This is a genomic window from Pseudoalteromonas sp. Scap03 (assembly GCF_013393115.1).
Taxonomy (GTDB): domain Bacteria; phylum Pseudomonadota; class Gammaproteobacteria; order Enterobacterales; family Alteromonadaceae; genus Pseudoalteromonas.
Genome location: NZ_VDEU01000001.1, coordinates 1 through 18383, shown reverse-complemented (window position 1 = coordinate 18383; position 18383 = coordinate 1). Strand labels below are relative to the sequence as shown.

Below are 18383 nucleotides of genomic sequence, written 5' to 3'. Positions count from 1 at the left end.
CGGTTGTTCATTAACGCGGTAAGTCGGGTTGTTTCTAATAAATTTATCTTTTTTGTCGGATGGCGTGGCTTCGCCACTTATCCGACCTACGTCAAAGGTAGGTTGGTTAAGCCGAAGGCGCCACCCAACAAAGTTATAGGTTCACGCCCGAAGCTCTGCTGCTAGCACTGAGCTGCCATAGATATTAACTATCAACTCAGCTCTTTTATCGCTCTACTTATCCCATCTAAACTCAGTGGGTACATGCGGTTATTCATTAGCTGCTTTATAAAATCAATTGATTGATAATACGGCCAGTGTTCAACGGGTTGTGGGTTGAGCCACGCGACTTTATCAAAGTGATTGGTGATTCGGTTTAACCATGCACTGCCGGGTTCTTCATTCCAATGCTCTACTGAGCCGCCAGGATAGGCAATTTCATACGGGCCCATAGTGGCATCACCAACAAATATAACTTTGTAGTCACTGGTGAACTTGTTGATCAGCGTCATGGTGTCAATAACGTTTGAGTGGCGGCGTTGGTTATCTTGCCACACGTGCTCGTATAAGCAGTTATGAAAGTAGTAAAATTCTAAGTGTTTAAATTCGCTGTGGGCGGCGCTAAATAACTCTTCACAGGTATGAATGTAGTCATCCATTGAACCGCCAATATCAAACAGCATCAATACTTTTACCGCGTTGTGGCGCTCGGGGGCCATTTTGACATCGAGCATGCCGCCTTGCTTGGCGGTCGCGCGAATAGTCTCGTTTAAATCAAGGGTGTCGCTTGCGCCAGTACGGGCAAATTTGCGGAGCTTTTTAAGCGCCAATTTTATAGTGCGTGAACCAATTTCACGGTCAGAATCTAGGTTACGGTATTCGCGCTTATCCCACACTTTTACTGCTTGGCGATTGCGGCTGCCGTCTTGACCAATGCGAACGCCCTCAGGGTTATAACCATATGCACCAAAAGGCGAGGTGCCGCCTGTACCTACCCACTTATTGCCGCCAGCATGGCGTTTTTGCTGTTCTTCTAAACGCTCTTTTAGGGTTTTCATTAGCTCTTCGAGCCCGCCCATGGCTTTTAGTTGGGCTTTTTCTTCATCGCTTAGGTGCTTTTCAAACTCTTTACGCAACCAATCTTCCGGTAAATTGTGTTGTTGTTTTAAGCTCTCGAGTAGGTCTAAGTCGGCAATACCGCTAAAGTAATCGCTAAAGGCTTTATCGAACCGGTCAAAATGGGTTTCGTCTTTTACCATAATAGTGCGTGCTAAATGATAAAACGCGTCTACATCAGCAAATATAACGCCTTGTTTTAAAGCGTTAATTAAATCGAGTAGTTCGCGCAGGCTCACAGGTAAGCGGTATTCTCGTAATTTGAAGAAAAATGCAATCAACATCTTAACGGCGACTCATAAACGCAAGTTTTTCGATTAGGCTTATGTCTTGCTCGTTTTTAAGCAGCGCACCAAACATCGGCATTAAGCCGCCTTTTTGCGCTTTGTCGTGCAGGGTTTTTGCGTCTATATCTTCAGCCATTAATAGTTTTAACCAATCAAGTAACTCGCTGGTGGATGGCTTCTTTTTAAGGCCGTTGGCTTCGCGTAAGTTAAAAAATACTTCTAATGCTTGGCGAACTAAATCTTGTTTAACATGCGGGTAGTGCACATCAATAATTTGCTGCATTTCGTCGCTATTTGGAAAATCAATATAATGGAAAAAACAGCGACGTAAAAACGCATCAGGCAGCTCTTTTTCATTGTTTGATGTGATGATCACAATAGGGCGCTCTTTAGCCACAATGCGCTCACCGGTTTCGTATACATGAAATTCCATTTTATCGAGTTCGAGTAGTAAATCGTTTGGAAACTCAATATCGGCTTTGTCTATTTCGTCAATAAGCAGTACTGGGCGTTTGCCGTTTAATTCAGCGTACATGAAGGCTTGCCACAGCTTACCTTTAACTATGTAGTTGCTAATATTGTGAACGCGCTCATCACCTAGCTGGCTGTCGCGCAAACGCGATACCGCATCGTACTCGTACAAACCTTGCTGCGCTTTAGTGGTTGATTTTATATGCCACTGAATAAGCTCAGTATCTAAACTTTTCGCTAACTCTTCGGCCAGCATGGTTTTACCTGTGCCAGGCTCGCCTTTAATTAAAAGCGGTTTTTGCAGCATAATAGCGGCGTTTACTGCCTGTTTTAATGCTGAGCTTGCGATGTAATTATCAGTAGAATTAAATTGCACGGGTTATCCTTTATCTGGTCTGAGCAGTAATTATTATGCGTTATAATGCCATAGTTAATCGGCTTCACCAAGGTAGGCAAAACGGGCGATAGTTTTACCGTCTTTTTCTACGGTTTCAGTAAACATACTTAGTGGGCGTGCCCATATGCCGTATTCACCGTATAAGGCTTGGTAAATAACCAACTGCTCGTTGGTTTCGCTGTGGGTCGCCACATGCATAACTTTATATTGTGGGCCTTTGTAGTGTCGATATAAACCCAGTTTTAGTGCTGTAGTCATAGTCTGTTATCTTGTATAATTTGCCTTCGCTTTTTATTATGCCAAAGAATACAGCAATACTATGAATTATATTTCTCTTGATGATTACAAAAAAGCCTGGGTATTTCGCCACAAAGATATTCCGGTTTCAGATATTGATGCAGCCAATATTAAACCAATGACCAGCGAGCGTGCCGCCGTACTGTGGACAACCATGGTGAGTCGTGAACATGATCATCCAGACTTTTTTGATAAAACCGATTGGTGCGCGCAAGAGCAAAACTTTAGCCAAGAAATTAATTGGGAAGATGCGTGGGAAAGCGAAGAACCGCAATTTCCAGAAGCTATTTTGAACCACTTAGATTGGCAGGCTAATACCACAGTGTATTTTTGCATGGCACGCGACAATATTATCGAAACGACATTTGATGTGTTTAAACGTAACTGGCAAAACTTTATGTTTTTATCTGATGGCAGCTTATTAATAGGTAAAAAGCGCAGTACTATGGTGCAATTTTTAGAATCAGGTATTGCAAAATTAGGTGAAAAGCCAAGCGCTTAAATTACTACAAGTGCTTAAAAACTGTGCATTACTGTGTTATAAAACAGTATTAAAATGTTTTTTTGAGTACAGCGATTGGTTGCTAAAAATAAGCAGTTTAACACAAGCCAGCAAGTTGAAATGTGGCAAACTGATGCAGAAAAAGTGCTTTACGCACAATTATGCAATGCTTTTTATCAGCGTGAAGTTCAGCGCTTAGTGGCTGAACCTAATGGTGACCGTTTACGCAGGCAATTAAAAAGTCTGCCTTATTATATTGAACGTGCCGCAACACGTGTAGCTAATGCACCATTGCCTTTTACGCTTGATGCGCAAAATGGAGGCTGGCTTGAAAAGCAAAAACCAACACCGCCAGAGGCTAATCCTTCAGCGAATGAACTTTTTTATCAAGCGCATGCCAAAGTAGGGCTAATAATTCCGGTATTATTACAAAGTCACGGTCAAATTCGGGTTAGAATAGACAGCATTGATCAAGTAGCTGATACGCAACTGCATTGTAATGAACTTGGCTGGTTTGATTTTTTAGGCCAAGGACTTGAGCAGCAAAGTGCGCAACTGCTTAAACCTAGTAAAACGAGCCTTGCAGCGGCGTGTTGTGGCCACCAGTGGCAGTTTTCAAAGCGTAGCACGCCACGGGTTTTGTCACTACGGGAAATGTTACTAGCTGCCAATATTAATTGGCGCAATGTTAAGCGGCCGCTAGCATAAGTAGATAATTAAAAATTAAAATAAGGAGTGTTTAATGCGATTTTTTCAATTTGGCTTGTTGTGCTTAGCACTTTTTATCCAGTATCGCCTTTGGTTTGGTCATAACGGGGTGCAAGACTACACCCGTTTAAAAAATGCGGTGGCATCGCATCAACAAACTAACGAAAAACTAATAAAGCGTAATAAAGTATTAAAAGCGGATATAGAAGATTTAAAGCTCGGCCACGAAGGCATTGAAGAGCGTGCCCGCAACGAATTAGGAATGATTAAACCGGACGAAACCTTTATTCGTGTTTTACCGGCTCAACACCATGACAAATAAACAAACTATTGCTGCTATTGTTCCTGCCGCAGGTGTTGGCAGTCGAATGCAACACACAACACCAAAGCAATATATTTCCTTAGCAGGGAAAACCATTCTAGAGCATACGCTCGCTAAGTTATCGCAGTTACCGCAGTTAAACTCTATAGTGGTGGCTCTGAGCGAAACCGACCCCTACTTTGACGACCTTACGCTAGCTGATCCTCGCATTGTGCGTGCTATTGGCGGTAAAGAGCGCGCAGATTCAGTGTTAAACAGTTTATTGTTTTTAGCTGCCAACCCACCTGCTTGGGTTTTGGTGCACGACGCTGCAAGACCTTTAGTCGATATTGCTGATATAGAGCGCTTAATCGCACAGTGCATGCAGGCTGATGAAGGCGGCATTTTAGCCAGCAAAGTAAAAGACACTATAAAACGAGGGCAAAGCCATGCGCAGCAAACTGTGCCTCGTGATGATTTATGGCAAGCGCTTACCCCGCAACTGTTTAAATACGACGAGCTTAAAACGGCATTGCAAAGTGCGCTTAACAGCGGTGCAACCATTACTGATGAAGCCAGTGCAATGGAGTGGGCAAATAAGCCGGTAAAGCTGGTAGCAGGGCGTAGTGATAATATTAAAATTACCACCCCAGAAGATTTAGATTTAGCAGGCTTTTTACTGCAAAAACAAAATAATGAGAGTGCAACATGATACGAATAGGCCATGGTTTTGACGTGCATAAATTTGGAGGCCAAGGGCCTTTAACTATCTGCGGCGAAAAAATTGATTATCCACAAGGCTTTTTAGCACACTCAGATGGTGATGTAGCTATTCATGCCTTATGTGACGCTATTTTAGGATCATTAGCGCTGGGCGATATTGGTAAGCATTTTCCGGATACGGCCAGTGAATATGAAAATATTGATAGCCGTATTTTACTTCGCCATGTAGTGAACCTTGCTAAGCAACAAGGTTATGTATTGGGCAATGCGGATGTCACTATTGTGGCACAAGCACCAAAAATGCTGCCGCACATTCAAGCGATGCGTGGCAACCTTGCCAGTGATTTAAATGCCGAGCTTTCACAGGTAAATGTAAAAGCTACCACTACCGAAAAACTCGGTTTTGAGGGGCGTAAAGAAGGCATTTCAAGCCATGCCGTGGTCATTATGAGCAAACAAAACGCATGAGCGAATTAAATTATTTATATGGCGCGCCGCTTTCCAAAGCCGACTTTAAAACCACCGCAGAAGACTTTATGGTTGATGAGGATCTCGGTATAGAGTTTACCGGCAGTGGTGAACACGTGTGTTTGCAAGTGGTTAAAAAGGGTGAAAACACCCAATATGTTGCCAAGCTGATTGCACAAAAAGCGGGTGTATCGCCACGTGATGTAAGCTATGCCGGTATGAAAGACCGCCATGGAGTATGCTCGCAGTGGTTTAGCGTAAAAGTACCGATTAAAAAGCATATTGATTTTACTGAGCTGAACAGTGAAAGCGTGTTTGTGGTATCGCAGCAGCGCCATGAGCGAAAATTGCGCACCGGTTGCCACAAAGGAAATAGATTTACTATTACCTTGCGCAATGTAACCGAGCCGCTTGATATTTTATGCCGTATAAACGCGGTACGCGCAGGTGTGCCTAATTATTTTGGTGAACAGCGCTTTGGTCGTGATGGGCACAACCTAGTGATGGCCGAAAAAATGTTTGCCGGTGAGCGTATTCGCGATAAAAAGCTGCGAGGCATTATTATTTCTGCTGCGCGTTCACATGTGTTTAATCAAATTGTTAGTTTACGCGTGGCTGAGCATGGGCTTGCTAAAACCATGCACCGCGAAGTATTTATGCTCAGTGGCAGTAATGCATTTTTTGAAGATGCGATAAGTGATGAAAATATTGCACGGCTTGCCTCTGGCGACATTATGATGTCGGCGCCCATGGTGGGCAAAAGTGAAAAAGGCTTAACCGAACAAGAAAAAACATGGTTGGCACCGTATCAAGCATGGTGTGATGGCTTAGGGGATTTAGGGCTTAAAAACGAGCGTAGAATGCTGCGTTTAATCCCCCAAGAGCTAAGCATAGAAACGCTTGATGAACGCACATTAAAACTCAGCTTTGGCTTACCCAAAGGCTGTTTTGCAACGGCTTTACTGCGCGAACTGGTCGATTATACTGACGCCAGCCCACGCGAGCGAAAAGAAAAGGATAACGCAGATGAAGATTCTATTAAGTAATGATGATGGTGTTAATGCCAAAGGTATTGCTGTTTTATATCAAGCATTAACACAAATTGCTGAGGTAACGCTGGTTGCTCCAGATAGAAATTGTAGTGGTGCTAGTAATTCACTAACGCTAATGAATCCGCTGCGTGCCACAACGCTCGACAACGGATTTATGTCTGTAAACGGTACACCCACCGATTGTGTGCATTTAGGTGTTAACCAATTAGTGGATGAAAAACCCGATTTGGTTGTTGCTGGTATTAATCATGGCGGTAATTTAGGCGATGATACGCTTTACTCTGGTACAGTTGCTGCGGCGACTGAAGGCCGTCATTTAGGCTTACCAGCAATTGCGGTATCTTTGTGCTCTCATCATGGTGAGCATTTTGAAACAGCTGCAGCCGTTACTGTAAATATTATTAAAGGGCTTGCTTCACATCCGTTGCCCAAAGATCAGATCATTAATATTAATGTTCCCGATATTCCGCTCTCTGAGCTTAAAGGCGTTCAGGTAACTCGTTTAGGGGCTCGTCACAAAGCAGAAACTATGACCAAGCAAACCGATCCATGGGGACGCGATATTTTTTGGTATGGATCGCTAGGGCTTGAAAGCGACGCCGGTGAAGGTACTGACTTTTATGCGGTTAATAATGGCTATGCATCAGTGACCCCGTTAAGCGTTGATATGACCGCCAAAGACAGTATTAAAGCCGTGGGAGAGTGGTTAGCCGAGTTGGAGATTAACCGTGCTGGCTAATTATACTCGCAGTGCACAAGCACTTTCAGACTTATTACAGCGCGAGGGCGTAGAAGACAAAGAGGTTTTAAAAGCGATTGCGCAAATTCCTCGGCATATATTTATTGATGATGTACTCAAGCATAAAGCGTATCAGAATACCGCGTTACCGATAGGGCAAGGGCAAACTATTTCTCAGCCTTATATTGTTGCGCGCATGACCGAGCTAATGCGATTAGCCGGTGTACAACATAAGGTGTTAGAAATAGGCACAGGGTCGGGCTATCAAACGGCGGTTTTGGCTAAAACCTTTGATAAGGTATATTCGGTAGAGCGTATTAAAGCCTTACAATGGCAAGCTAAACGCCGATTACACCAGCTTGATTTGTACAATGTCACCATGAAACATGGCGATGGTTGGCAAGGCTGGCAGTCACAAGCGCCATTTGATGGCATTATCGTGACTGCTGCGGCAACCACCATTCCCCCCGAGTTACTCGCACAACTTGCTGATGGAGGCGTATTACTGGCCCCTATTGGTGAGGAAGAACAAAAATTAACCATGGTTATTCGCCAAGGCGATAACTTTACAGAGCATGTAATTGCGCCAGTAAGATTTGTACCTTTAGTCCCTGGTGATATTGAATAGGAATTCATTTTGAAGTTGTTTACCAAGTTATACGATATGGCGTTAGTGTGGGCTAAACACCGCCATGCAGAACGCTATTTAGCAGGGATGAGTTTTGCCGAGTCGGTTTTCTTCCCAGTTCCACCTGATGTAATGTTAGCGCCTATGTCGCTAGCGCAACCAAGTAAGGCATGGCGATTTGCAAGCTTTGCCACGGTTGCTTCTGTGCTTGGCGGCGTACTGGGTTATTTACTTGGATTTTGGTTGTTTGAACCGGTTGTAGAGCCCTTTATTGCGCAAATGCAATGGCAAGATAAATTTAATACGGCGCTTGCATGGTTTAAAGATTATGGCGTTTGGGTGGTATTTATAGCGGGGTTTTCTCCTATTCCTTATAAGGTATTTACCATTGGCGCTGGCGTATTACAAATGGCGTTTTTACCCTTTATTATTGCCTCGGCTATTGGGCGTGGCGCGCGTTTCTTTTTAGTATCTGCTTTAATGAAGTGGGGTGGAGTTAAAATGGAACAAAAATTACGTCAATATATTGAAGTACTTGGCTGGGCAGTGGTTGCTTTAATCGCTGTTGCGTACGCATTATTGCGATAATCGCCATAATGCAACGATGTTAAAACAGAGGGCAAAACACATTGAATAAACAAATACGCTGTTATGTTGCTTTATTTATTAGTGTTTTGCTTTGTGCATGCTCGTCTCGCCATGTTCCTGCTCCTGTAAGTAGTTTAAATAATAATATTAATGACTATCCCTCACGGATTAATATTAACGGTGGCAAGTACACGGTACAAAAAGGCGATACACTTTATTCGATTGCTTTTAGTGCTGGAAAAGATTTCAGAGAACTTGCAAAAAATAATTCAATTCCATCACCTTACACTATTGTTCCTGGTCAGGTTGTATCCCTTTTAGAACCAAGTAGGTCAAGGGTTGCACAAAAAACTTACCAAAATAAGCCCGCTAAAAAGTCATCTAATTTACAAAAAAGTAACAGAAAATTAAAGAAAGAGCTTGATAAGCCGAAAAAACGTAGGTATGTTCAAAAACAAGCTAACCAAAAAATTAGTCAGTCTCAAGGTTCTTCAGCTAAAAAGTTGAGTTGGTTTTGGCCTGCTAAAGGTAAAATAACAAAACGCTTTTCTAACAAGGAAAATGGTTACAAAGGCCTACAGATTGCTAATAAAAAGGGTACTGCTGTACTCGCCGCTGCAAAAGGAACGGTAGTTTACGCGGGTAGTGCGCTAAGAGGTTACGGTAATTTAATCATATTGAAACATAATGATGATTACCTAAGTGCTTATGCACATAACTCAACGTTACTTGTGAAAGAAAAGCAAATAGTGAAGGCGGGACAAAAAATAGCAGAAATTGGTAATTCAGAGTCTTCAGTAACGGCACTTCGTTTTGAAATTCGTTATCGAGGAAAAGCTGTTAACCCTGCTAAGTACCTACCCTGAACTGAAGGTGTTGATTGACTGTTCTGGAGAAGGCTCATGGCTAATACAGCAAAAGCTTGTAAAACGACTACAGACCTAAATCATAAAGTTATTGATAGCTTGCTCAGGAGAAGTCTTATGGCTGATGTAGCAAAAGCTGAGAAAACCCCCACTGATGATAAGTTTGACGACTCTAAAATAGAGGAGACAACGAAGTTACTTGATGAAGTGGAAGATGAAGATGTATTTGTAAAAGAAGAAGTCACTAAAAACCTCGATGCCACCCAGTTATACTTAGGCGAGATTGGTTTTTCCCCTCTATTAAGTGCAGAAGAAGAAGTGTTTTTTGCACGAAAATCGCTTAAAGGCTGCGAAGCCTCCCGAAAACGTATGATTGAAAGTAACTTACGCTTAGTTGTAAAAATTGCGCGTAGGTACAACAATCGTGGACTTGCTCTACTTGATTTAATTGAAGAAGGTAACTTAGGGCTGATCCGAGCAGTTGAAAAGTTTGATCCTGAACGGGGTTTTCGATTTTCTACTTATGCCACATGGTGGATACGACAAACCATTGAACGGGCAATAATGAATCAAACCCGTACTATTCGTTTGCCTATTCATGTTGTTAAAGAGCTTAACGTTTATTTACGTACAGCACGTGAGCTAACTCAAAAGCTTGATCATGAGCCAACCGCAGAAGAAATTGCAGAAAGCTTAGACAGACCGGTCGAAGATGTAACAAAAATGCTTCGCCTAAACGAAAAAATAGCTTCTGTAGATATGCCTATTGGTGGCGAGAATGACAGTGCATTGTTAGATGTAATTGCCGACGAAAAAAATGTGGGCCCTGAAGGTGAAGTGCAAAACAATGATATGAATACGCATATTATTGACTGGTTAGGTGAATTGAATCCTAAGCAGCGCGAAGTACTGGCACGTCGGTTTGGTTTACTCGGTTATGAGCCTTCAACACTTGAAGATGTGGGCCGTGAAATTGGGTTAACCCGTGAGCGAGTTCGCCAAATACAGGTTGAGGCGCTACGTCGGTTAAAAGATATTTTGCAGCAAGAAGGATTAAGTACCGAAAGCTTGTTTGAGCAGTTTGCTTAATCTAAACACACAGTAAAATTAAATACAGCCCGACTTTTTAGTCGGGCTGTTTGCGTTTAAAGCAGTGCTTTTAATTTATAAAGCAGTTCATGCGCCTGACGCGGTGATAGGTTATCGGGATCTATTGCGGTCATTTGTTGCTCAAGTTCACTAGGCTGAATTATTTGCGGTTCACTATCAAACGGTAAAACCTGTTGCTCTGTGGTGACTGTTGTGACACTTTGATGATTTTCAAGCAAGGTTAGCTTTTGTTTAGCTTGGGCAATAACCGCTTTAGGCACACCAGCCAGGGCTGCCACTTGCAAACCAAAACTTTTACTTGCGGCACCATCTAATACCGTGTGCATAAAGGCAATGGTATCGTTGTGTTCAATGGCATCTAGGTGCACATTAACCAGCCCAGGCGTTTGTTCTGCAAGCTCAGTGAGTTCAAAGTAATGGGTTGCGAACAGAGTTTTAGCCGCGATTTTTGAAGCAAGATGATCAGCTGTTGCGTATGCCAGTGATAAACCATCGTAAGTACTGGTTCCTCGGCCTATTTCATCCATTAATACCAATGATTGTGCGGTGGCATTATTTAAAATTGCCGCAGTTTCTGTCATTTCAACCATAAAGGTAGAGCGCCCAGATGCTAAGTCGTCACTGGCGCCAATGCGAGTAAATATTCTATCAATATTACCAATCTTTGCGCTATCAGCAGGAACGTAACAGCCAATGTGCGCCATAAGCACAATAAGCGCAGTTTGGCGCATGTAAGTTGATTTACCGCCCATGTTAGGACCAGTAATTATCAACATTTTACGCTGGCTATTGAGCTCCACAGGATTGGCAATAAATGGGTCTTTCATTACTTGCTCAACTACAGGGTGGCGGCCTTGTTCGATGCTGATATTATCGTTATCGCAAAGCTCAGGCTTGGCATAATTTAGCGTTTGGGCACGCTCTGCTAAATTATTCAGTACATCTAAATCGGCAATGACCGAGGCCATTATTTGCAGCTGCTCGATATGCGGAGCAATAAATTCAAATAGCTGTTCGTATAGCTGCTTTTCTAGGGCCAGCGCTTTTGATTGGCTGCCGAGAACCTTGTCTTCATGTTCTTTAAGTTCTGGAATTATATAACGTTCATTATTTTTTAACGTTTGACGACGAATATAATCTGCAGGCACTAAGTGCGAGTTAGCGCGGCTCACTTCAATAAAAAAGCCATGCACTCTGTTATAACCAATTTTAAGTGTACTAATACCTGTGCGTTCACGTTCGCGCTGCTCTAGCTGTTCAAGCACATCGGTGGCACCTTGGCTTAAATTACGCCACTCATCAAGTTCGCTGTTATACCCTGGCGCAATAACACCGCCATCACGTATTAACACTGGTGGGTTATCAATCACTGCACGTTCAAGTAATGCTTGAAGCTCGGGGAGCTCTTTAGAGTGGGCAATAATATGAGAAATACGCGCATCTGTGGCATCGCTTAATAAGTTATGTAGCGGTGCTAATGCTTGAAGCGCACTACGAAGCCGTGTTAAATCACGTGGCCGAGCAGTGTGTAATGCCAAGCGAGCAATTACACGTTCTATATCACCAATATCTCTGAGAGCGTCATGCAGCTCACTGCATAATTGCACATCTAAAATAGCACTAATGGCATTTAGACGAGAATTTAACTCGTCTTTATTACGAATAGGGGTATGAATACGGCGCTTCAGTAATCGTGAGCCCATCGCTGTGGCTGTTTTATCAAGCACTTGGGCAAGGGTATTTTCAAAGCCACCTGATAAATTAACGGTAAGTTCAAGGTTTTTACGGGTGGGCGCATCTAAAATTACCGCGTGTTCATTATGCTCAAGGGTAATTGCACGAATGTGCGGTAATGCAATACGTTGGGTATCTTTTACGTACTGCATTAAACAGCCTGCCGCTACCAAGGCGCTATGTGCTTTATCGACCCCAAAACCGACTAAATCTTTGGTGCCAAACTGCTCGCACAGTAAGTGTTGCGCGGTATCAAGGTCAAACTCCCAATCAGGGCGGCGACGCGCTCCCTTAATATGTTCAATTAAATGAGTGTTTTCAAAGTGTTCACTATATAGTAATTCAGCAGGCGCTAAGCGTTGTAGGGTTGAGCTAAATGCTTCATCAGTACTAACTTCAACAATGTTGAAGCGTCCTGAGTTGATATCAAGATACGCAACACCGTATTGGCCTTTTTTATTTTGCCAAACACTGGTTAGTAAGTTGTCTTGGCGCTCTTGTAATAAGGCTTCGTCAGAAATAGTACCAGGGGTTACAATACGCACTACTTTGCGCTCAACAGGGCCTTTGCTGGTGGCAGGGTCGCCCACTTGTTCACAAATAGCCACCGACTCGCCCATTTGCACTAAGCGAGCTAAGTAGTTTTCTACCGCATGATAAGGCACGCCCGCCATAGGAATAGGATCGCCCCCTGCTTTGCCACGGTGTGTTTGCGAAATATCAAGCAATTGAGCGGCGCGTTTTGCGTCATCAAAAAAGAGTTCGTAAAAATCCCCCATCCGATAAAACAATAAAATATCGCGATGCTCTGATTTTATTTTTAGATACTGCTGCATCATAGGGGTTTGTTGTTTTATAGTGTGCGGTGCATAAAGATCAAACGACATGTATTTACCCAAAGGCTGAATATGGAATTACATCAAGAGATTAAGACACTTGCTGCGCAATTAGGCGCTATTTTAACGGATAAACGCTTATGGATCACTACCGCTGAATCATGTACTGGTGGTGGAGTGAGTTATTCGCTTACCGATACCCCAGGAAGCTCTGCATATATTGATCGTGCATTTGTTACTTATAGCAATAACGCAAAGCATGAATTACTCAATGTGAAGCATGATACCCTCGAGCAATTTGGCGCAGTGAGCGAACAAACAGTTATTGAGATGGCAGCAGGTGCCTGTAAGGCAGCCAGTGCTGACATTGCCATTGCTATTTCAGGGATTGCAGGGCCCGGTGGCGCTACTGAGGACAAACCGGTAGGGCTTGTGTGGTTTGGGCTACAAATTAACGGTAAACACTGGACGTTTGAACAAGTATTTAATGGTGATAGGGCGCAAGTTAGGCTGCAAGCCATTGTATTTTCTTTAAAAACTATAATAGAGAAGATAAAATAATAAAATTAGCTTGATACTGTGATTTCATACAGTATACTTGTGTGCATTAGCTGGATTTGGAGAAGAAAATGAACGATAACAAACAAAAAGCGTTGGACGCAGCTTTATCACAAATTGAACGTCAATTTGGTAAAGGTTCAATCATGAAATTGGGTGACAATAAGGCGTTAAACATTGACGCTGTATCAACAGGCTCGCTAGGTATTGATATTGCTTTAGGCATAGGCGGCTTGCCAATGGGGCGTATTGTTGAAGTATATGGCCCAGAGTCATCAGGTAAAACAACGCTAACATTACAAGTTATCGCACAAGCTCAAAAAGAAGGTAAAACGTGTGCCTTTGTTGATGCTGAGCATGCTCTTGATCCAGTTTACGCACAAAAGTTAGGCGTTAATATTGATGAGTTACTGGTATCTCAACCAGATACGGGTGAACAAGCACTGGAAATTTGTGACATGTTAGTGCGCTCAAGCGCGGTTGATGTAGTTATTGTCGATTCTGTTGCTGCATTAACACCTAAAGCTGAGATTGAAGGCGACATGGGTGATTCACACATGGGTCTACAAGCACGTTTAATGTCACAAGCATTACGTAAGCTTACAGGTAACATTAAGCGCTCAAACACGCTATGTATTTTCATTAACCAAATCCGTATGAAAATTGGTGTAATGTTTGGTAATCCTGAAACAACAACTGGTGGTAACGCCCTGAAATTTTACGCCTCTGTACGTATTGATATTCGTCGTATTGGTTCAGTAAAAGAAGGTGATGAAGTTGTTGGTAATGAAACGCGTGTTAAAGTTGTGAAGAACAAAGTAGCACCGCCGTTCAAACAAGCTGAATTTATCATTATGTATGGTGAAGGTATTTCTAAGCAGGGCGAGCTAATTGATTTAGGTGTTAAGCATAAAATTGTTGAAAAAGCAGGTGCTTGGTACAGTTACAATGGCAACAAAGTTGGCCAAGGTAAGTCTAATTCAATTAAGTTCCTTAAAGAAAACCCTGAAATTGCAGATGAAATTGAAGGTAAGTTACGTGAAATGCTATTGCTAAAAGCAACGGTTGAGCCAGAAGATGGCGAAGACGTATTAGGTGATGAAGGCGACCTTTAAGCCATTTAGTTTTAAAGCTTGATTTGACCCGAGCTTAAAAAAAGCGCTAACCATTTAGGTTAGCGCTTTTTTATTGTTTGCTATACAGTGACTTAAAGCCTAATTGTTAGCTTTATAGCTGCCAGTTAACTGACAATGAGTAGTTACGTGGTGCCCCGTAATAACCTTGTGCCCAATAGAGGCTGTTTATGTACTTTTCATCAGTGCTGTTATTAACATTAAAGGTAACACCGACGTTTTGAGTAATTTCGTAGGTGGCCATTAAATCTAATATGCCATAAGCCCCTTGTTTTGTAGTAACCAATGCGTTACCTGCTGGGTCTTTTACTTGCACGCGGCTAGTCGCATCTTGCCAGCGGTAATTAGCACCTAAGGTTAAACCATTAATAAATGGTACTTGATAAGTAGCTGCCATTTTTAATTGGTTTTCGGGGGTGTAATCTTTTACAAGCTCATCACCATCAATGCTTAAATTACTAAAGCTGATGCTAGCACTTAAATCATCTGTTAATCGACCGCTTAGCTCAATTTCGAAACCATCACTGTTGATACCATCTGCAGCATAATAACGCGTATCGCTAGGAAGAGAGTCTGGAAGCGCAATAGCAAGTCCATCTTGCTTAGCATCAAAGTAGGCCAGTGTTACAAATACTTGCTCATCTAAAAGTTGAGCTTTTAGGCCAACCTCAGCACTTTTACCAATAACCGGAGCCAGTTGTTCAGCGTTAATGTCTAACTCTTTTTGTGGCACAAACGTTTCGGTGTAGCTTGCGTAAGCTGATAACGACTCGGTAAAGTCGTACACAGTACCAATGTAAGGAATAACCTCTGAGTCATCGCGGGTTTGCACTACACTATAAGCAGTACCTTTAGTTTCCCAATCGGTATAGCGTACGCCTGCCAAAATGCTTAATGGCTCTGCTAGTTTTATACGAGTTGAAACATAGGCCGATCTTTGTGTATTTTGTACATCACTGCCGTTAGGGGCATCAGCAAGCGTTGCCTCTGGTGCAGTCCCATCCCAAGTCGCTAAATCAGGCATCGCAGGGAAACCATTTCCTGTGCTGTAGTCATAAAGCGATTGGTCATTAAAGTCCATGTTTGCTTGACTAATACCAAATGATAAGTCGTGCTCTAATGAAAACAACTCAAACTTACCGCTGGCATATAAATCAAACAAATCTTGCGTGTCTTTGTAATCATAACGACTCGCATAGCCGGTTAAACCTAAACCAGTTTCTTTATCTGGGGTACCATATACATAAAACAACTCAGAATTTTGTTCATTTTTTATATGGGCATAACGGGCTTTAGCAACCCAAGTCGCTGATAAGTTTTGCTCAAGTGTTACATAGATACGTTCAGCGCTATTATCCCAATAAGACCAATCTGCAGCTGTACTAGTCGATTCATCATAATCAGTTGGTGAACCATCAGTGTAATAAAGGGGTAATGCGCCCCACAATGGGCTGTCAGCATCTTTTTGTTGGTTTACGTAGTTAATGCTCAGTAACGTATCGTCAGCTAGCTTTCCTTCATAGGCAAGGTAGGCAATAGTTTTATCGGTTTCGTAACGATCTAAATATGACTCTTTATCTTGCTTGGAAAATACAGCGCGAACAGCGTGTTCATCGCTAATCGGTGCAGAAACATCTATATCTACACGCTTGTTATTCCACGAACCATAAGAAGCAGAAGCATGAGCTTGTGTTGTGTAGGTTGGTTTTTTTAGCACCATGTTTACAGTAGCCGATGGGTTACCCGCACCGGTCATCATGCCATTGGCACCACGTACAATTTCAACACGGTCGTAAATTGCAGTATCAAGTGTCCCTTGAATTGAACCAGAGGTTTGCGGAGTGCCTAAACCATCAATTAAAAAGTTAGTTATCTCAAAACCACGGGCTTTAAAGTATGTACGATCGGTTTCTATTTGCTCTACTGTTACGCCTGGTGTGCTTTCTAGTACCGCATTAATATCATCAAGTGAAAAGTCATCCATCAACGCGCGTGAAACAACGGAAATTGATTGCGGGGTTTCTTTAATTGTTAAACCTAGCTTAGTTGCAGACTGCGCTTCTTCGGTAATATAGTTTTTATGATGTTGCCCATAAACGGCAATTTTTTCTAAAGGCAGGTTGTCTTGCGTGTCGTTTGCAACAGCATGACCAGATAAAACTAGTGAAGTAAGTAGACTCAGTTTAAATGCAGAGTTTTTTTGTTTGTGCAGCATCTTGTTTCCCATAAGATTAAATTTGGCTGGTAATTTAATCTAAACGAGAGTGATTTGCAATTGCGTTATTGTAATATTTTACACGTCATCAATGTTATTTTAAAAAAGTATACAGGTGTATTTACTATGGAAACAAAAAAGCGGCCGAAGCCGCTCAGGAAGTATTTTAAATTAAAACGCATATTTAACAGAGAACTGTAAGCGATCCATGTCGCCATCTACGCCACTTTCAAGCTCACGCTCTGCATGTTTAAATTCCGCACCAAAGGTTAGACGTTTAACCGGTGAGTATAAAATATTTGCACTGTAGCTTTGGCTTGATTCTGTAGGATCGCCATACATTGCTAGTAGGTTTTCATCGTTATCAGCAGATAAGAACGAATATAGGAAAGTAGAGCGCCACTGACTGTTCCACTTATGTTGATACGCAATAAAACCAGATGTTGAATCAATCGCATCTAGGTCATCACCATTAAGAACCGCCCCACGTGCTACGTTTAGACCCACATAACGACCTAGTCCTTTACCTTGGGTAAGCATAAATTTTAGATTGTCTTCACCAAGTTTCACCATACCCGATGCACTAACACCAAATGAGGTTTCATCGGCATCAACACCACCTACTTTGTAGGTCAGTTGACGAGCAAGGGCTGCTACTACAAAGTTACCCCAATCCGCTTTGTGAGTATAGCGTGCGGTAAAGTCAGGTAATGAGGCATCATCAGTCACTGCCATACCACCACCTGCTGTAGTAATTGTGCTTTCTGGATTTTCTAAAGAGAAAGACCATGCACCTGTAGTGTATTTAATTTGAGATTGGCGAACGAACACTGTGCCTTCTGCTGGGCCAACAAAATCAAGCGCTTCTGGTAATGCACCAACGTTTTGAAAGTTTGACCATGTTTGACCAAATAACCAACCATCGTATGAAATAAATGCATGGCGAATTCGCGGAGAATATGAATTAGACACACGCTCGTTGCCACCTGGGGCAGACGCTAAAAAGTCTAGCTCTATTTTAGTTTTAACCGTTTTACCGTTATCTAGTAAGGTAGCAGTTCCAAAATTGAAACGTGACTCACGAGCGTGCATATCAAATACTGCGTCTGAACTATCATCGCTACCAACTGTTAACGTACTTGGTACATAAAAGTCACGGCCAACACTGCTGCCAGCAGGAGCGCCTGCTGAATAGTCACTCCACATTGCGTCGAGTTTAATGTATCCACCGTAGGTGAATTCTGTATCACCTATTTTTGCAGCTGTTGCAGCATAAGCTGTACTAGAAAGTGCACATAGTACAGCAGTCGCTGCCAGTGTTTTAATTGGAGTTAATTTCATTGTTGTGTCCTTTTATAGGCTACTTGTTGTATGTTTTATTATGATATGCATTAATGTGTGTTACTTATATAGTACTAACAGATTGAATTTATTGTCTTTAATTTAATTTGTTAGTAAATACGAGTTATTAATAAACAATCAAAGTTTTTGTATAATTAAGCTACTGTTGTATATGTGCACAATTTACTCAATTAACTATTAGTCTATTAGACTAAGGTTTAATAATTATTGAGGGCCCACATACCTTTATTTAATAGTATGTTTTTTATGTAAATAGGGTATAGCCATGAGGATTATAGATAAGATATTGGGGTCTGTTGACCTTTGCGGATTA

At 42.2% G+C, this 18383-nt stretch carries 19 protein-coding genes; 13 read left to right on the top strand and 6 right to left on the bottom strand.

Annotation, left to right across the window (positions count from 1 at the left end; genetic code table 11):
- Positions 1-191: 191 nt before the first annotated feature.
- From FHG08_RS00095 to FHG08_RS00085, 3 genes are read right to left on the bottom strand one after another with little or no spacing between them, the layout of a single operon-like run.
- Positions 192-1379, bottom strand: a complete 1188-nt coding sequence (locus FHG08_RS00095) for a VWA domain-containing protein (RefSeq protein WP_178956475.1) — start codon at positions 1377-1379, stop codon at positions 192-194.
- 1 nt (position 1380) lies between these two features.
- A complete protein-coding gene (locus FHG08_RS00090) occupies positions 1381-2229 on the bottom strand; it encodes a MoxR family ATPase (RefSeq protein WP_008464234.1) in 849 nt (282 codons plus the stop codon).
- Between the two features lie 54 nt (positions 2230-2283).
- Positions 2284-2508, bottom strand: coding sequence for a DUF1653 domain-containing protein (locus FHG08_RS00085; protein WP_178956474.1), 225 nt, complete (start codon positions 2506-2508; stop codon positions 2284-2286).
- Positions 2509-2569: 61 nt separating this feature from the next.
- Between FHG08_RS00085 and FHG08_RS00080 the strand changes: the two genes are divergently transcribed.
- The 11 genes from FHG08_RS00080 (at position 2570) to rpoS (ending at position 10211) form a co-directional block, all read left to right on the top strand.
- Entirely contained in the window at positions 2570-3049 is a 480-nt protein-coding gene (locus FHG08_RS00080) for a DUF2947 domain-containing protein (protein WP_178956473.1), read from the top strand.
- A 75-nt stretch (positions 3050-3124) separates the two neighbouring features.
- A complete protein-coding gene (locus FHG08_RS00075; RefSeq protein ID WP_178956472.1) occupies positions 3125-3757 on the top strand; it encodes a hypothetical protein in 633 nt (210 codons plus the stop codon).
- Between the two features lie 34 nt (positions 3758-3791).
- Positions 3792-4079, top strand: coding sequence for a cell division protein FtsB (gene ftsB, locus FHG08_RS00070; protein WP_008110330.1), 288 nt, complete (start codon positions 3792-3794; stop codon positions 4077-4079).
- The gene (gene ispD, locus FHG08_RS00065) at positions 4069-4770 is read left to right on the top strand and encodes a 2-C-methyl-D-erythritol 4-phosphate cytidylyltransferase (protein WP_076918330.1); all 702 of its coding nucleotides are present in this window, start codon (positions 4069-4071) and stop codon (positions 4768-4770) included. Before ftsB ends, ispD begins: the two co-directional genes overlap by 11 nt.
- Positions 4767-5249 carry a 2-C-methyl-D-erythritol 2,4-cyclodiphosphate synthase gene (gene ispF, locus FHG08_RS00060; RefSeq protein WP_008464226.1) on the top strand — a complete coding sequence of 161 codons (483 nt, stop codon included), beginning with the start codon at positions 4767-4769 and terminating at the stop codon, positions 5247-5249. Before ispD ends, ispF begins: the two co-directional genes overlap by 4 nt.
- Positions 5246-6295: a tRNA pseudouridine(13) synthase TruD gene (truD, locus tag FHG08_RS00055; RefSeq protein WP_008464223.1), complete on the top strand. Its 1050-nt coding sequence runs from the start codon at positions 5246-5248 to the stop codon at positions 6293-6295. The genes ispF and truD overlap by 4 nt, the downstream gene beginning before the upstream one ends.
- A complete protein-coding gene (gene surE / locus FHG08_RS00050; protein ID WP_010387748.1) occupies positions 6276-7040 on the top strand; it encodes a 5'/3'-nucleotidase SurE in 765 nt (254 codons plus the stop codon). Before truD ends, surE begins: the two co-directional genes overlap by 20 nt.
- Positions 7030-7668, top strand: coding sequence for a protein-L-isoaspartate(D-aspartate) O-methyltransferase (locus FHG08_RS00045; RefSeq protein WP_178956471.1), 639 nt, complete (start codon positions 7030-7032; stop codon positions 7666-7668). The genes surE and FHG08_RS00045 overlap by 11 nt, the downstream gene beginning before the upstream one ends.
- A gap of 9 nt (positions 7669-7677) precedes the next feature.
- Positions 7678-8256, top strand: coding sequence for a YqaA family protein (locus FHG08_RS00040; RefSeq protein ID WP_178956470.1), 579 nt, complete (start codon positions 7678-7680; stop codon positions 8254-8256).
- Positions 8257-8297: 41 nt separating this feature from the next.
- The gene (locus tag FHG08_RS00035; protein ID WP_178956469.1) at positions 8298-9122 is read left to right on the top strand and encodes a peptidoglycan DD-metalloendopeptidase family protein; all 825 of its coding nucleotides are present in this window, start codon (positions 8298-8300) and stop codon (positions 9120-9122) included.
- A 117-nt stretch (positions 9123-9239) separates the two neighbouring features.
- Positions 9240-10211: an RNA polymerase sigma factor RpoS gene (gene rpoS / locus FHG08_RS00030; protein ID WP_109874229.1), complete on the top strand. Its 972-nt coding sequence runs from the start codon at positions 9240-9242 to the stop codon at positions 10209-10211.
- A gap of 56 nt (positions 10212-10267) precedes the next feature.
- On the opposite strand, the gene mutS is transcribed toward rpoS, so the two are convergent.
- Positions 10268-12853, bottom strand: a complete 2586-nt coding sequence (gene mutS / locus FHG08_RS00025; protein ID WP_178956468.1) for a DNA mismatch repair protein MutS — start codon at positions 12851-12853, stop codon at positions 10268-10270.
- 21 nt (positions 12854-12874) lie between these two features.
- On the opposite strand from mutS, the gene FHG08_RS00020 reads away from it, so the two are divergent.
- Entirely contained in the window at positions 12875-13363 is a 489-nt protein-coding gene (locus tag FHG08_RS00020) for a CinA family protein (RefSeq protein ID WP_138609349.1), read from the top strand.
- A gap of 68 nt (positions 13364-13431) precedes the next feature.
- Positions 13432-14475 (top strand): recombinase RecA, encoded by a 1044-nt coding sequence (recA, locus tag FHG08_RS00015; RefSeq protein ID WP_058155138.1) that lies wholly within the window; start codon positions 13432-13434, stop codon positions 14473-14475.
- 112 nt (positions 14476-14587) lie between these two features.
- Here recA and FHG08_RS00010 read toward each other — a convergent pair whose 3' ends face one another.
- Positions 14588-16708: a TonB-dependent siderophore receptor gene (locus FHG08_RS00010; RefSeq protein WP_178956467.1), complete on the bottom strand. Its 2121-nt coding sequence runs from the start codon at positions 16706-16708 to the stop codon at positions 14588-14590.
- Positions 16709-16879: 171 nt separating this feature from the next.
- Positions 16880-18049, bottom strand: coding sequence for a DcaP family trimeric outer membrane transporter (locus tag FHG08_RS00005; protein ID WP_178956466.1), 1170 nt, complete (start codon positions 18047-18049; stop codon positions 16880-16882).
- Positions 18050-18383: the final 334 nt, after the last annotated feature.

Bases quoted from the DNA above. Each gene is read 5' to 3' on its own strand.
- recA (WP_058155138.1), top strand. From the start codon at position 13,432: ATGAACGATAACAAACAAAAAGCGTTGGACGCAGCTTTATCACAAATT.
- FHG08_RS00085 (WP_178956474.1), bottom strand. From the start codon at position 2,508: ATGACTACAGCACTAAAACTGGGTTTATATCGACACTACAAAGGCCCA.
- mutS (WP_178956468.1), bottom strand. From the start codon at position 12,853: ATGTCGTTTGATCTTTATGCACCGCACACTATAAAACAACAAACCCCT.
- FHG08_RS00005 (WP_178956466.1), bottom strand. From the start codon at position 18,049: ATGAAATTAACTCCAATTAAAACACTGGCAGCGACTGCTGTACTATGT.
- ispF (WP_008464226.1), top strand. From the start codon at position 4,767: ATGATACGAATAGGCCATGGTTTTGACGTGCATAAATTTGGAGGCCAA.
- surE (WP_010387748.1), top strand. From the start codon at position 6,276: ATGAAGATTCTATTAAGTAATGATGATGGTGTTAATGCCAAAGGTATT.
- rpoS (WP_109874229.1), top strand. From the start codon at position 9,240: ATGGCTGATGTAGCAAAAGCTGAGAAAACCCCCACTGATGATAAGTTT.
- FHG08_RS00020 (WP_138609349.1), top strand. From the start codon at position 12,875: ATGGAATTACATCAAGAGATTAAGACACTTGCTGCGCAATTAGGCGCT.
- FHG08_RS00080 (WP_178956473.1), top strand. From the start codon at position 2,570: ATGAATTATATTTCTCTTGATGATTACAAAAAAGCCTGGGTATTTCGC.
- ispD (WP_076918330.1), top strand. From the start codon at position 4,069: ATGACAAATAAACAAACTATTGCTGCTATTGTTCCTGCCGCAGGTGTT.
- ftsB (WP_008110330.1), top strand. From the start codon at position 3,792: ATGCGATTTTTTCAATTTGGCTTGTTGTGCTTAGCACTTTTTATCCAG.
- FHG08_RS00010 (WP_178956467.1), bottom strand. From the start codon at position 16,708: ATGCTGCACAAACAAAAAAACTCTGCATTTAAACTGAGTCTACTTACT.
- truD (WP_008464223.1), top strand. From the start codon at position 5,246: ATGAGCGAATTAAATTATTTATATGGCGCGCCGCTTTCCAAAGCCGAC.
- FHG08_RS00095 (WP_178956475.1), bottom strand. From the start codon at position 1,379: ATGTTGATTGCATTTTTCTTCAAATTACGAGAATACCGCTTACCTGTG.